We start from the raw sequence: 14,291 nt of genomic DNA on the forward strand, positions 1-14,291 counted from the left end.
GCAAGCCCGCTCACCACAAACAGCCCGCTCACCACAGCAAGCCCGCTCCCCCATTTTTGGTCCAGCGGTGTTCTTACAGGTCGCCGTAGCCCAGGGAGCGCAATGCACGCTCATCATCGGACCAACCACCCTTCACCTTCACCCACAGGTTGAGCATGATCTTGGAGTCGAACAGCAATTCCATGTCCTTGCGCGCTTCGGTGCCGATACGCTTGATGCGCTCGCCCTTGTCGCCAATGATGATTTTCTTCTGGCCGTCACGTTCGACGAGGATCAGCGCATGGATGTGCAAGGTCTTGCCCTGCTGCTTGAACTCTTCGATTTCGACGGTGATCTGGTACGGCAGCTCGGCGCCCATCTGGCGCATGATTTTCTCGCGCACCAGTTCGGCGGCGAGGAAACGACTGCTGCGGTCGGTGATCTGGTCTTCCGGGAAGAAGTGCTCGTTCTCCGGCAAGTGCTCGGCGATCACACGCTCCAGAGCCTCCAGGTTGTGACCGTGCTGGGCCGAGATCGGGATTATCTGCGCGTTCGGCAGTTGTTCCTGCAGCCAGCTCAGATGCGGCATCAATTCGGCTTTGTCTTCGATGCGGTCGGTCTTGTTCAACGCGACGATCAGCGGGCCGGTGACGTACTGCACACGCTCCAGGACCATTTGGTCTTCGTCGGTCCACTTGGTGCGGTCGACCACGAAGATCACCACGTCGACGTCTTTCAACGCCGCCGAAGCGGTCTTGTTCATGTAGCGGTTCAGGGCTTTCTCGCCACCTTTGTGCATGCCTGGGGTGTCGACGTAGACCGCTTGCACGGTGCCTTCGGTCTTGATGCCCAGCATGTTGTGGCGGGTGGTCTGCGGCTTGCGCGAGGTGATCGCGAGCTTTTGGCCGAGGATGTGGTTCAGCAGCGTGGACTTGCCCACGTTCGGGCGGCCGACGATGGCAACATAGCCACAGCGTGTTGCGGTTGAATCAGTCATGGCCATTCTCCACGCCCAGGGCAATCAGTGCTGCAGCGGCCGCTACCTGTTCGGCAATACGACGGCTCACACCCTGACCTCGGCTTTTTTCGTTCAGTAAGGTGATTTCACATTCCACGAAAAACACGCGGCAATGGGGCTCACCCTGGATATCCACCACTTCGTAGCGTGGCAGTTCGCAACCACGGGACTGCAGGAATTCCTGCAGGCGGGTCTTGGGGTCTTTGTTGGTGTCGACCAGCGTGAGGCTTTCGATCTCGGAGGTCAGCCACGCGGTGACGCGCTCCTTGGCTGCTTCCATGCCTGCATCGAGGTAGATGGCACCGATCAGCGCTTCGAGGGCGTCGGCCAGGATCGACTCACGGCGGAAACCACCGCTCTTCAGTTCACCGGACCCCAGGCGCAGGTACTCGCCCAGGCCGAAGCCACGGGCCAGCACCGCCAGGGTCTCGCCCTTCACCAGGCGTGCGCGCAGGCGCGACAGCTGGCCTTCACGGGCTTGGGGGAAGCGTTCGAACAGCGCTTCACCGGCGACGAAATTGAGGATGGCATCACCGAGGAATTCCAGGCGCTCGTTGTTGCGCCCTGCAAAGCTGCGGTGTGTGAGGGCAAGGACCATCAATTCCTGGTCCTTGAAGGTGTAGCCGAGCTGACGCTCGAGACGACTTAGAGAAACGGTCACGGTTTACCCATATCTGTTTGGTGGCACCGGCGGCCATCGACGATTGACGCAGTGTTCAAATTCAAATCCTGGTTGGTACAGCATGAGGCAGGACAGATTTGTCCCCACCCCAGAAAAGCATTCGGCGCTGTGTTCACAGCGCCGCCTGTATTACTTGATCAGCCCGACCCGCGAGAAGTTCGGCAGGTGGCTGAGTTTGGGTTCCGGCCAGCTCATCCAGACCGCGAAGGCCTTGCCGACGATATTCTGGTCGGGAACCATGCCCAGCAGGTCCTTGGGAATGTTGGGATCATCCCAGTACCGGCTGTCATTGGAGTTGTCGCGGTTGTCGCCCATCATGAAGTAGTGCCCGGCCGGCACTGTCCACTGGCCGTCAGGCTGGGCACGGTAGCGGCTCATTTCCTTGCGGATTTCGTGCTCTACCGTACCGAGTTTTTCCTGATACAGCTCAGCGCTGCCCAGGCTGTTCGGCTCGGAGCCGATCAGTTTCTCGGCCACCGACTCACCGTTGATGAACAAGCGCTTGTCGCTGGTGTAGCGGATCACGTCGCCCGGCAGGCCAACCACACGCTTGATGTAGTTGACGTTCGGGTCGCTCGGATAGCGGAACACCATCACATCGCCGCGTTGCGGATCACCGACTTCGATGACCTTCTTATCGATCACCGGCAGGCGGATCCCGTAGGAAAACTTGTTCACCAGGATGAAGTCGCCCACGTCCAGGGTAGGTTTCATCGACCCCGAAGGAATCTGAAACGGCTCTACCAGGAACGAACGCAGCACCAGCACGATGAACAACACCGGGAAGAACGACTTGCCGTATTCAACCAGCAAAGGCTCTTTGTTCAGCTTCTCGATCACCACGCCATCGGGCTGGCTGACGCTGCCCTGATAGGACGCGATAGCCGCCCGCCGACGCGGGGCGAAGAACACCAGATCGAGCAACGCCAAGAGACCGCAAACGGCAACGGCGATGACCAGCAACAGCGGGAAATTTAGCGACATAGGACCTAACTATCCAACCTGAGCACCGCAAGGAAGGCTTCTTGTGGAATTTCCACGTTACCTACTTGCTTCATGCGTTTTTTACCGGCCTTTTGCTTCTCAAGCAGCTTGCGCTTACGGCTTACGTCACCACCGTAGCATTTGGCCAGTACGTTCTTTCTGAGTGCCTTGACGGAGGTCCGTGCAATGATCTGCCCGCCAATGGCGGCCTGGATCGCGACGTCGAACATCTGGCGCGGAATCAGTTCTTTCATCTTCTCGGTCAACTGGCGACCTTTGTAGTGCGCGTTGTCCTTGTGCACGATGAGTGCCAGGGCATCGACCTTGTCGCCGTTGATCAGCACATCCAGTTTCACCAGATTAGCCGATTGGTAACGGTCGAAATGGTAATCCAGCGAAGCATAGCCGCGACTGGTGGATTTGAGACGGTCGAAGAAGTCCAGCACCACTTCGTTCATCGGCAAATCGTAGGTCACTTGCACCTGGGTACCGAGGAACAGCATGTCGTGCTGTACGCCACGCTTTTCGATACACAGGGTAATGACGTTGCCCAGGTGTTCCTGCGGCACAAGAATATTGGCGCGCACGATCGGTTCGCGCATGTCTTCGATGGAAGACAGGTCTGGAAGCTTGGACGGGTTGTCGACGTAAATCGTTTCACCGGTTTTCAGCGCCAACTCGAAAATAACCGTCGGCGCGGTGGTGATCAGGTCCAGGTCGTATTCGCGCTCGAGGCGCTCCTGGATGATCTCCATGTGCAGCATGCCGAGGAAGCCGCAACGGAAGCCGAAGCCCAGGGCGTCGGAGCTTTCCGGGGTGTACTGCAACGACGAGTCGTTGAGGGTCAGCTTTTGCAGGGCTTCGCGGAAGTCTTCGAAGTCGTCGGAGCTGACGGGGAACAGGCCGGCGTAGACTTGCGGCTGGATGCGCTTGAAGCCCGGCAGCACGTCGACGTCAGGGGTGGAGCTCAAGGTCAGGGTGTCACCGACTGGCGCACCGTGGATGTCCTTGATACCGGCAATGATGAAGCCTACTTCGCCGGCTTTCAGATCAGTGGTCGCGGTGTGCTTGGGGTTGAAGACACCGACGCTGTCCACCAGGTGGATCTTGCCGGTGGACTTGACCAGGATCTTGTCGCCTTTCTTCACACGGCCATGGCGCACGCGGACCAGGGAAACAACGCCCAGGTAGTTGTCGAACCAGGAGTCGATGATCAACGCTTGCAGCGGATCTTCGTAGTTGCCGGTTGGCGCAGGAATGGTCTTGACCAGGCGCTCGAGCACTTCGTCGACGCCCAGGCCGGTCTTGGCGCTGCACTCGACGGCGTCGGTGGCGTCAATGCCGATGATTTTTTCGATTTCTTCTTTGACGCGGTCCGGATCGGCTTGTGGCAAGTCGATCTTGTTCAGCACCGGCATCACTTCCAGGCCCTGCTCGATAGCCGTGTAGCAGTTGGCGACGGACTGGGCTTCAACGCCCTGGCCCGCGTCCACCACCAGCAACGCGCCTTCGCAGGCCGCCAGGGAACGGCTGACTTCATAGGTAAAGTCGACGTGGCCCGGGGTGTCAATAAAGTTCAGCTGGTACTTGATACCGTCTTTGGCGGTGTAGTACAGGGTGACGCTGTGGGCCTTGATGGTGATCCCGCGCTCGCGTTCGAGGTCCATGGAATCCAGGACCTGGGCTTCCATTTCACGCTCGGCAAGGCCGCCGCACATCTGGATGAATCGATCGGCCAGCGTCGACTTACCATGGTCAATGTGGGCGATGATGGAGAAATTGCGGATATGACTCAAATCACTCACGGATCAACACTCAAAAAGGCTGCAGGCAGATTGCCCGCTGAAAAATAGCCGGGAATTGTACCTGATGCTCAGGCCAGACGTCATCTTTGCTGACCAGAACAAAAATGCCCCGATCTCTCGACCGGGGCATTTTTTGTTCATAAGCGCGGTATCAACCGGCCCGGCGCAGTAGCCAGAACCCGGCCAAGGCGCAGATGGCCGTGGGCACGAGCACCGCAAACAGTGGCGAAAAGCCAAACACCAGGCTCGACGGGCCAAGCAGGTCCTGGGCGATGCGGAAGGTGAAGCCCACCAGCACGCCGGTGAATACGCGCTGGCCCAAGGTCACGGAACGCAGCGGGCCGAAGATGAAGGAAATCGCCATCAGCACCAACGCGGCCGTCACCACCGGCTGCAACACCTTGACCCAAAATGCCAACCAGTAGCGGCCATTGTTCAGACCCTGGTCCTTCAAGTAGTGGATGTAACCCCACAGCCCGGAGATCGGCAGGCTTTCCGGGATCATCACCACGGTATTGAGCAATTGCGGCTTGAGGGCGATGTCCCACTCTTCGCTCGGCACATTGATCACTTCGGTGCTGGCGTTGGAGCCTTTGTCGATGTTGCGGAAATACGTAGTGGTAATGTCGCTCAGCTGCCACTTTTCGCCACTGTATTGCGCACGTTTGGCGAAACTCGACGACAGCAGGTGGCGCTCTTTGTCAAAGGTGTAACGCGTCACACCAATCAACAAACCGCCCGGCTGTACGGCGTTGATGTGGATAAATTCATCGCCCTGACGGTGCCACAGGCCGTGCTTGGAGCTTTGGGCGTCGCCCGAACCCTGGGCCAGGGCACGATTGGCCTGGGCCGTGGTTTCGGCCGGCGGCGCGACGTATTCGCCGATCAGCACGCTGCACGCCATCAGCAGCAGCATGGGCTTCATGACCGCCCAGACGATGCGACCGATGGACACCCCAGCGGCGCGCATGATGGTCAGCTCGCTGTTGCTGGCCAGGCTGCCCAGACCGATCAGGCAGCCGATCAGCGCGGCCATCGGCATCATGTCGTAGAGGCGGCGTGGCGCGGTGAGGGCCACGTAGCTCAGCACGTCCCACACGGTGTAGGTGTCGGTGACGTTGCCCACTTCATCGATGAAGGCGAACAACGACGCCAAGCCGAGGATGATGCCCAACACCGCCAGGATGGCGATCAGTACGCTGCTACCAATGTAGCGATCGAGCTTAGCCACGAGCCAACTCCTTCTGGCCACGACGGCTCATCATTTTCAAACGGATCGGTTCCCAATAGAGCAGGCCCAGGCCAATCACCAGGAAGATCCCGTGCACCCACCACAGGCCCAGGGTCGGCGACAGCTTGCCTTTCTCAAGGGAGCCACGGGCGGAAATCAGGATGGTGAGGTAAGCCATGTACAGCAGGATCGCCGGCAACAGCTTGAGGAAGCGGCCCTGACGCGGGTTGACGCGCGACAGCGGCACCGCCATCAAGGTCACGATAAACACCAGCAGCGGCAGGGAAATCCGCCATTGCAGCTCGGCAATCGAGCGCAGCTCCTTGCTGCCGAACAGCTCGGTGGTCGGGATGGCGTCGCGGTCGGTGACTTCGTCGCTGATATCCGGACGGGCCAGCATCACGCCATAGGTGTCGTACTTGATCGCACGGTAATCGGCCATGCCCGGGCTGCCATCATAGCGATAGCCATTTTCCAGGATCAGGTAGCGACTGCCGTCAGGACGCACTTCCTGGCGACCGGAATCGGCCACCAACACGGAAATGCCCCGGTCCTTCTTGTCCTGCCCCAGGCGCTTCTCGGAGATGAACACGCCGCCCAGGTTGGCGCGATCGTCGGTCAGGGTTTCGGTGTAGGTCACCCGTGAACCGTCATTGAGCGCCTGGAAGCGGCCCGGCTCGAGGGTGTCGAACTCGGTCATCGCGTCCTGTTTATTCAGTACCAACTGGAACTGCATGGCGCCCTGGGGAGCCAGGCTCAGGCTCAGCCAGGCCACGATCAGCGCGACGCCGGCAGCCGGAATCATGGTCATGCCCAGCAGGCGTTGCTGGCTCATGCCGGTGGCCGAGAGCACGGTCATTTCGCTTTCGAGGTACAGGCGGCCGTAGGCCAGCAGGATCCCGAGGAACAGGCCGAGCGGCAGGATCAGCTGCAGGAAGCCCGGCAGGCGAAAGCCCATGATCAGGAACAGCGAGCCCGGATCCAGTGCGCCGGAGGCAGCCTGGGCCAGGTATTTGACGAAACGACCACTCATGATGATGACCAGCAACACCGCACTCACGGCACTCAGGGTCAACAGGACTTCGCGGGACAGATAACGGAAGACGATCAAACCAGACACTCCAGGGTTGTCAGGCTAAGGCGGCCAAACAAGCAAGCATACCGAGTCAGCCCGTTTACACGGGCCGGCTAAAAAGATGGCGCATTATCCTGTGATTGACCGCGCCTGTCACGGAGCTTGCTCATACACGTGCACAAAGCGGGTGACAAGGGTTGTCAGGCTCCGCCGGCGAGGTTCAAACTGCGGCCTTTGTCGCCGGCGGTTTACACAGCTGCCTGGTATTAAAGCCGGAGTACAGACTCCTGGCTAACCGACCTTTATAAGGGACCCGAAAATGGAATTGGTTGTAAAAAGCGTTAGCCCCGAAACGTTGAAAACCGCCACCCTCGTGGTCGCCATCGGCGAAGGCCGCAAGCTCGGCGTTGCCGCCAAGCAACTCGACGAACTCAGCGGCGGCGCCATCAGCGCAGTGCTCAAGCGCGGCGACCTGGCCGGCAAAGTCGGCCAGAGCCTGCTGCTGCAGAGCCTGCCCAACCTCAAAGCCGACCGCGTATTGCTGGTCGGCGTGGGCAAGGACGCCGAACTGGGCGACCGTCCGTTCCGCAAAATCGTCAGCGGCATCCTCACCATCCTCAAGGGCCTGGGCGGCACTGACGCCGCGCTGGCGCTCGATGAAGTCGTGGTCAAAGGCCGTGACAGCTACGGCAAGACCCGCCTGCTGGCTGAGAGCCTGGTGGACGGCGGCTACCTTTTCGACCAGTTCAAGAGCACCAAGGCCGAACCCCGCGCCCTGAAGAAAATCACCCTGCTGACCATCAAGGCCGCCCAGGCTGAAGTTGAGCGCGCCGTAACCCACGCGACCGCCATCGCCAACGGCATGTCGTTTACCCGTGACCTGGGCAACCTGCCGCCGAACATCTGCCACCCGACTTTCCTCGGCGAACAAGCCAAGGCACTGGGCAAAGAGTTCAAGGGCCTGAAAGTCGAAGTGCTGGACGAGAAGAAGATCAAGGAACTGGGCATGGGCTCGTTCTATGCCGTGGGCCAGGGCAGCGACCAGCCGCCCCGCCTGATCGTGATGCAATACAACGGCGGCAAGAAGTCCGAGAAACCTTACGCCCTCGTCGGCAAAGGCATTACCTTTGACACCGGCGGCATCAGCCTCAAGCCGGGCCTGGGCATGGACGAAATGAAGTACGACATGGGCGGCGCCGCCAGCGTGTTCGGCACCCTGCGCGCGGTGCTGGAACTCAAGCTGCCGATCAACCTGGTGTGCATCCTGGCCTGCGCCGAGAACATGCCGAGCGGCGGCGCGACCCGTCCTGGCGACATCGTCACTACCCTGAGCGGCCAGACCGTCGAAATCCTCAACACCGACGCCGAAGGCCGCCTGGTGCTGTGCGATGCCCTGACCTACGCCGAGCGTTTCAAGCCACAGGCGGTGATCGACATCGCGACCCTGACCGGCGCCTGCATCGTCGCCCTGGGTTCGCACACGTCGGGCCTGCTGGGCAACAGCGATGAGCTGATCGAGCAACTGCTCAGCGCCGGTAAAGCTGCCGACGACCGAGCCTGGCAACTGCCGCTGTTCGATGAGTACCAAGAGCAGCTGGACAGCCCGTTCGCCGACATCGCCAACATCGGCGGCCCGAAAGCCGGCACCATCACTGCGGCCTGCTTCCTGTCGCGCTTTGCCAAGAACTTCAACTGGGCGCACCTGGACATCGCCGGCACGGCCTGGACCAGTGGCGGCAAGGACAAGGGCGCAACCGGCCGTCCGGTCCCCCTGCTGACCCAGTACCTGCTGGATCGCGCCAAGGCCTGAAACTGAAGACGCCGGGGTGGTGATTGTCTCACCGCCCCGGCCTCAGGAACCGCAATGACCCAAGTCGACTTCTATATATTGCCCAGCGCCGACCCGCTCGCGCGCCTGGACTTTGCCTGCAAACTCACCGAAAAAGCCTGGCGCATGGGCCACCGCATCTACCTGCATTGCAGCGATGCCGCCCAACGCGATGAGCTGGATGCCCGCCTGTGGCGCTTCAAGGGCGAAAGTTTTGTGCCTCACGGCCCCGCAGAATCCGAACCCGACGGCCTGGTTGTCCTGGGTTTGGGGGACAGCTGTGGCGATCACCAGGACCTGCTGGTCAACCTGGACCTGAAAGTACCGCCGTTCGCCAAGGCCTTCGCCCGTGTGGCGGAAGTGGTGGTGGAAGACCCGGCGATTCGTCAGGCCGCGCGGGAGAGTTTCCGTTTCTACCGCGAACAGGGCTATCCTCTGCAAGATCACCGGCTACAACGACTTTGAGTACATGATGGACAATCCCAACCCTATAAAAAAAGACGACCACCTGCTGGACGACCTGGAGTCGATCCGTCAGTTGCTCGGTGATGATGACTTGCAACCGCCGCTGTTGACCGAATCGGTCGAGGGTGAGGTACAGATTCCGCTGTTGTTCGACATGGTCGGCGGCAAACCCGTCGCGCCGGAGCCTGTGGCTGTCGAGCCTGCTCCCGCCGAAAAGGGCCCCGACGCCCTGCTGCTGCACCTGGACAACGAACTTCGCGCCGCTGCGCAGTTGATCATGCAAGACGTGATCGACGACTTTGCCCCGCATATCGAGACCGAGATCAAGCGCCGTTTGGATGCGCGGATGGAGCGGTTGCTGAGCCAGTACCAGAATTGAAGCCAACGCAGATCCCCTGTGGGAGCGGGCTTGCTCGCGAAAGCGGTGTGACCGTCAGCACATGCATTGGCTGATCCACCGCTTTCGCGAGCAAGCCCGCTCCCACATTTGCCGCCCATACATTTCAAGCCCGTCTTCGCCTCGCCCTGCGCCCTATCCCCCGTTATACTTGCCGGCTTTCCTGAATAAATGCCAACTAGGGTCCCGCCGCGCATGGATAAGACCTACCAGCCGCACGCCATCGAAACTTCCTGGTACAACACCTGGGAATCCGAGAATTATTTCGCCCCGCAAGGCGCGGGCGATTCCTACACCATCATGATTCCGCCACCGAACGTCACTGGCAGCCTGCACATGGGCCATGGCTTCAACAATGCGATCATGGATGCGTTGATCCGTTTCCGCCGCATGCAGGGCCGCAACACCCTGTGGCAACCGGGTACCGACCACGCCGGTATCGCCACCCAGATGCTGGTGGAACGCCAACTCGAAGCCACCGGCCAGAGCCGTCATGACCTGGGCCGCGAGAAATTCCTGGAAAAGATCTGGGAATGGAAAGACCAGTCCGGCGGCAACATCAGCCGTCAGATCCGTCGCCTGGGTTCGTCCGTAGACTGGAGCCGCGAGCGCTTCACCATGGACGACGGCCTGTCGGAAGCCGTGAAAGAAGCCTTCGTGCGCCTGCATGAAGACGGCCTGATCTACCGCGGCAAGCGCCTGGTCAACTGGGACACCAAGCTGCACACGGCAATTTCCGACCTCGAAGTGGAAAACCACGACGAGAAAGGTTTCCTGTGGAACCTCAAGTACCCGCTGGCCGATGGCGCCAAGACCGCTGAAGGCAACGACTACCTGATCGTCGCCACCACCCGTCCGGAAACCATGCTCGGCGATGCCGCCGTCGCGGTTAACCCGAACGACGAGCGCTACCAGGCGCTGATCGGCAAGTTCGTCGAGCTGCCATTGGTCGGCCGCCGCATCCCGATTATCGCGGACGACTACTGCGACCCTGAATTCGGCACCGGCTGCGTGAAAATCACCCCGGCCCACGATTTCAACGACTACGAAGTCGGCAAGCGCCACAACCTGCCGCTGCTGAATATCTTCGACAAAAACGCCGCCGTACTGCCAGCCTGCCAGGTCTTCAACCTGGACGGCACGCTGAACGAGAGCATCGACGGCAAGATCCCGGCTGAATACGCCGGCCTCGACCGTTTCGAAGCGCGCAAGCAGATTGTTGCCGCCTTCGACGCCGCTGGCCTGCTGGTCAGCGTTGACGACCACGGCCTGAAAGTGCCAAAGGGCGACCGTTCCGGTACCGTGATCGAGCCGTGGTTGACCGACCAGTGGTACGTGTCCACCAAGCCGTTGGCAGAACCTGCCATCGCCGCCGTGGAAGATGGCCGCATCCAATTCGTGCCGAAACAGTACGAAAACATGTATTTCTCGTGGATGCGTGACATCCAGGATTGGTGCATCAGCCGTCAGTTGTGGTGGGGCCACCGCATTCCGGCCTGGTACGACGAGTCGGGCAAGGTCTATGTAGGCCGCGACGAAGCCGAAGTGCGCGCCAAGCACAACCTCGGTGCCGACGTTGCGCTGCAACAGGACAACGACGTACTGGACACCTGGTTCAGCTCGGGCCTGTGGACCTTCTCCACCCTGGGCTGGCCGCAGCAGACCGAATTCCTCAAGAAATTCCACTCCACCGACGTACTGGTCACCGGTTTCGACATCATTTTCTTCTGGGTTGCCCGGATGATCATGCTGACCATGCACCTGGTGAAGAACGAGGATGGCACGCCGCAGGTACCGTTCAAGACCGTGTACGTGCACGGCCTGGTGCGTGATGGCCAGGGCCAGAAGATGTCCAAGTCCAAGGGCAACGTCCTGGACCCGCTGGATATCATCGACGGCATCGACCTGGAAACCCTGGTACAGAAACGCACCTCGGGCCTGATGCAACCGAAACTGGCGAAGAAGATCGAAAAGCAGACCCGCGAAGAATTCGCCGACGGCATCGCCAGCTACGGCACCGACGCCCTGCGCTTCACCTTCTGCTCGCTGGCGTCCACCGGTCGCGACATCAAGTTCGACATGGGCCGCGTCGAAGGCTATCGCAACTTCTGCAACAAGATCTGGAACGCCGCGCGCTACGTGCTGGACAAGGGCGAAGACTGCGGCCAGAACGGCGAAACCTATGAGCTGAGCCTGGCTGACCGCTGGATCATCTCGCAGTTGCAGCGCACCGAAGCCGAAGTGACCCGCCAACTCGACCAGTTCCGTTTCGACCTGGCCGCACAGGCTTTGTACGAGTTCATCTGGAACCAGTATTGCGACTGGTACCTGGAACTGTCCAAGCCAGTCTTGTGGGACGAAAACGCGCCGGTCGAACGCCAGCGCGGCACCCGTCGCACCCTGGTACGCGTGCTGGAAGTGGCGCTGCGTTTGGCACACCCGTTCATGCCGTTCATCACCGAAGAAATCTGGCAGCGCCTGGCGCCGCTGGCCGGTATCGAAGGCAAGACCATCATGCTGCAACCTTGGCCAGTGGCCAACGAAGCGCGCATCGATGAGGCGGCCGAAAGCGATATCGAATGGCTCAAGACCCTGATGATGGGCACGCGTAACATCCGTGCCGAGATGAACATCGGGCCAGGTAAGCCATTGGCGGTGTTTGTGAAGAACGCCAGCGCTGAAGACCAGCGTCGCCTTACCGAGAACGATGCGCTGCTCAAGAAGCTGGCGAAGCTGGAGTCGATCACCGTATTGGCAGCTGATGCAGAAGCACCGCTGTCCGCCACCGCACTGGTCGGCGAGATGGAAGTGCTGGTGCCGATGGCCGGCCTGATCGACAAGGGCGCCGAACTGGCACGTCTCGACAAGGAAATCGGCCGCCTGCAAGGCGAAGTGCAACGCGTGGGCGGCAAGCTGTCCAACGCGGCCTTTGTCGACAAGGCACCGGCTGAAGTGATCGAGAAAGAACGCGCCAAGCTGGCCGAGGCTGAACAGGCCCTGGGCAAGCTGGCGGAGCAACATGCGCGGATTTCCAGCCTGTAAGGTGTAAACCGTGTGAAAAAAGAGACCTTCGGGTCTCTTTTTTTTGTCTTTTGTGGGAGCTGGCTTGCCTGCGATGCAGGCAACTCGGTCCTTCAAGCAGACCGAGGTGATGCCATCGCAGGCAAGCCAGCTCCCACAGTTGACCGAGTTAGGTCCAAGATGTGTGACAATGCCCACCACTTTGAGCCAACACCAGAATCATCATGACCGCCCCCAGCACGCCAAAACCTCCGCGCAAGAAGCCTAAAACCGCCGCCACGGCCAAGCCCGTCGTGCCACGCAAAGAGGCCACCCTGCACCCGCGCAACCGCCACACAGGTCGTTACGACTTCCCGGCGCTGATCAAGACCACGCCGGAACTGGCGAAATTCGTGATCATCAACCCCTATGGCAAAGAGAGCATCGACTTCGCCAGCCCGGATGCGGTGCGGGTGTTCAACCGAGCGCTGCTGAAAGCCTTCTATGGCATCCAGCACTGGGACATCCCGCAGGACTACCTGTGCCCACCGGTGCCGGGGCGTGCGGACTACGTACACTTCCTGGCTGACCTGCTGGCCAGCACCAACGATGGCAAGATCCCGCGCGGTTCTATCGTCAAGGTGCTGGACATCGGCATGGGCGCCAACTGCGTCTACCCGCTGATTGGCTACATGGAATACCGCTGGAACTTCCTGGGCTCGGAAGTCGACCCTATTGCCGTGGCCGCCGCCAAGGCCATCGTGCAGTCCAATGACCTGAGCAAGGTCATCCAGCTGCGCCAGCAAACCAATCCCAAGCAGATCCTGCTGGGCCTGCTGGAGCCGGGCGAGCGTTTTGACCTGACGATGTGCAACCCGCCGTTCCATGCGTCCATGGATGAGGCCACCAAGGGCAGCGAACGCAAGTGGCGCGCCCTGGGCAAAGCCGATCCGAAACGCAAGTTGCCGGTGCTGAACTTCGGTGGCCAATCGGCCGAGCTGTGGTGTGAAGGCGGCGAAGCGCGGTTTGTGACGCAGCTTATTGCTGAAAGTGCGCATTTTGCCCACAAGGTGTTGTGGTTCAGCACCCTGGTGTCAAAAGCATCGAACTTGCCCGCCATCGAGACCGCCCTGAAAAAGGCCGGTGTCCTGGAAAGCCAGGTCGTGGAAATGTCGCAGGGTCAGAAGCAAAGCCGATTTGTGGCGTGGACCTTCCAGACCAAGAACGAGCAACAGATCTGGCGCCAGCGCTGGATTCGCGACTGACAAATCGCAGGCAACAAAAAACCGTGCCCGGATCGCTCCGGAGCACGGTTTTTTTTGCTGCGTCTTACTTGTTAACAGCGTCGGTCAGGCCTTTGGCCACAACCAGCTTGATAACTTTCTTGGCAGCGATTTCGATGGCAGCGCCAGTCGAAGGGTTACGGCCAGTACGGGCAGGACGCTCGGTCACTTTCAGTTTGCCAACGCCTGGCAGAGTGATTTCGCCGCCGTTTTCCAGCTGGTCAGCAACAACTTGGCTCAGTTGGTCCAGCAGAGCGCGCACGGTGGTTTTCGGTGCGTCTACTGCTTCAGCCAGGTCAGCGATCAGTTGGTCTTTAGTAATAGCCATTGTGGTGTTCCTTCCCTATCAAATTCATATGGATTGCAGAGTGCAGTGTCAGCCGTCGAGCCCGACCGTCTAGGCCTGGCACCCCCGGCTATAACCACGGAGATCGGGGTTATAGATGCTTGAAACGGGGATTGGTTCGACCTGACAGATGCTGAATGCACGCTTATCGCCGAGACTTGGCGTAAGACGGGGCAAAACTAGCACAGAGACGGGGAA

Annotated in this window: 12 protein-coding genes; 5 read left to right on the plus strand and 7 right to left on the minus strand. The window is 60.2% G+C overall.

What is annotated here, in order from left to right; genetic code table 11:
* Window positions 1-73: 73 nt before the first annotated feature.
* From era to lptF, 6 genes are all read right to left on the minus strand, one after another.
* Window positions 74-976 carry a GTPase Era gene (gene era / locus HX812_RS04680; RefSeq protein WP_038851274.1) on the minus strand — a complete coding sequence of 301 codons (903 nt, stop codon included), beginning with the start codon at window positions 974-976 and terminating at the stop codon, window positions 74-76.
* On the minus strand, window positions 969-1,658 hold the full coding sequence (gene rnc, locus HX812_RS04685) for a ribonuclease III (protein ID WP_033902449.1): 690 nt from the start codon (window positions 1,656-1,658) through the stop codon (window positions 969-971). The genes era and rnc overlap by 8 nt, the downstream gene beginning before the upstream one ends.
* A 150-nt stretch (window positions 1,659-1,808) precedes the next feature.
* A complete protein-coding gene (gene lepB, locus HX812_RS04690; RefSeq protein WP_033902450.1) occupies window positions 1,809-2,663 on the minus strand; it encodes a signal peptidase I in 855 nt (284 codons plus the stop codon).
* Window positions 2,664-2,668: 5 nt separating this feature from the next.
* Entirely contained in the window at window positions 2,669-4,468 is a 1,800-nt protein-coding gene (gene lepA / locus HX812_RS04695) for a translation elongation factor 4 (RefSeq protein ID WP_003210439.1), read from the minus strand.
* 151 nt (window positions 4,469-4,619) lie between these two features.
* Window positions 4,620-5,699: an LPS export ABC transporter permease LptG gene (gene lptG / locus HX812_RS04700; RefSeq protein WP_033902451.1), complete on the minus strand. Its 1,080-nt coding sequence runs from the start codon at window positions 5,697-5,699 to the stop codon at window positions 4,620-4,622.
* Window positions 5,692-6,810, minus strand: a complete 1,119-nt coding sequence (lptF, locus tag HX812_RS04705) for an LPS export ABC transporter permease LptF (RefSeq protein ID WP_028618984.1) — start codon at window positions 6,808-6,810, stop codon at window positions 5,692-5,694. Before lptF ends, lptG begins: the two co-directional genes overlap by 8 nt.
* Window positions 6,811-7,093: 283 nt before the next feature.
* Here lptF and HX812_RS04710 point away from each other — a divergent pair, with 283 nt between their 5' ends.
* The 5 genes from HX812_RS04710 (at window position 7,094) to rlmF (ending at window position 13,729) form a co-directional block, all read left to right on the plus strand.
* A complete protein-coding gene (locus HX812_RS04710; RefSeq protein WP_038851273.1) occupies window positions 7,094-8,584 on the plus strand; it encodes a leucyl aminopeptidase in 1,491 nt (496 codons plus the stop codon).
* A gap of 54 nt (window positions 8,585-8,638) precedes the next feature.
* Window positions 8,639-9,067 (plus strand): DNA polymerase III subunit chi, encoded by a 429-nt coding sequence (locus HX812_RS04715; protein ID WP_033902453.1) that lies wholly within the window; start codon window positions 8,639-8,641, stop codon window positions 9,065-9,067.
* A gap of 7 nt (window positions 9,068-9,074) precedes the next feature.
* The gene (locus tag HX812_RS04720; protein WP_038851270.1) at window positions 9,075-9,446 is read left to right on the plus strand and encodes a hypothetical protein; all 372 of its coding nucleotides are present in this window, start codon (window positions 9,075-9,077) and stop codon (window positions 9,444-9,446) included.
* A gap of 213 nt (window positions 9,447-9,659) precedes the next feature.
* The gene (locus HX812_RS04725; RefSeq protein ID WP_038850049.1) at window positions 9,660-12,506 is read left to right on the plus strand and encodes a valine--tRNA ligase; all 2,847 of its coding nucleotides are present in this window, start codon (window positions 9,660-9,662) and stop codon (window positions 12,504-12,506) included.
* Window positions 12,507-12,709: 203 nt separating this feature from the next.
* The gene (gene rlmF, locus HX812_RS04730; RefSeq protein WP_038850047.1) at window positions 12,710-13,729 is read left to right on the plus strand and encodes a 23S rRNA (adenine(1618)-N(6))-methyltransferase RlmF; all 1,020 of its coding nucleotides are present in this window, start codon (window positions 12,710-12,712) and stop codon (window positions 13,727-13,729) included.
* Window positions 13,730-13,793: 64 nt separating this feature from the next.
* On the opposite strand, the gene HX812_RS04735 is transcribed toward rlmF, so the two are convergent.
* The gene (locus HX812_RS04735; RefSeq protein ID WP_003188840.1) at window positions 13,794-14,075 is read right to left on the minus strand and encodes an HU family DNA-binding protein; all 282 of its coding nucleotides are present in this window, start codon (window positions 14,073-14,075) and stop codon (window positions 13,794-13,796) included.
* Window positions 14,076-14,291 lie beyond the last annotated feature (216 nt).

Origin of the sequence: Pseudomonas sp. IPO3749 (assembly GCF_013386605.1) — a bacterium.
In the GTDB taxonomy this organism is placed as follows: domain Bacteria; phylum Pseudomonadota; class Gammaproteobacteria; order Pseudomonadales; family Pseudomonadaceae; genus Aquipseudomonas; species Aquipseudomonas azotoformans_A.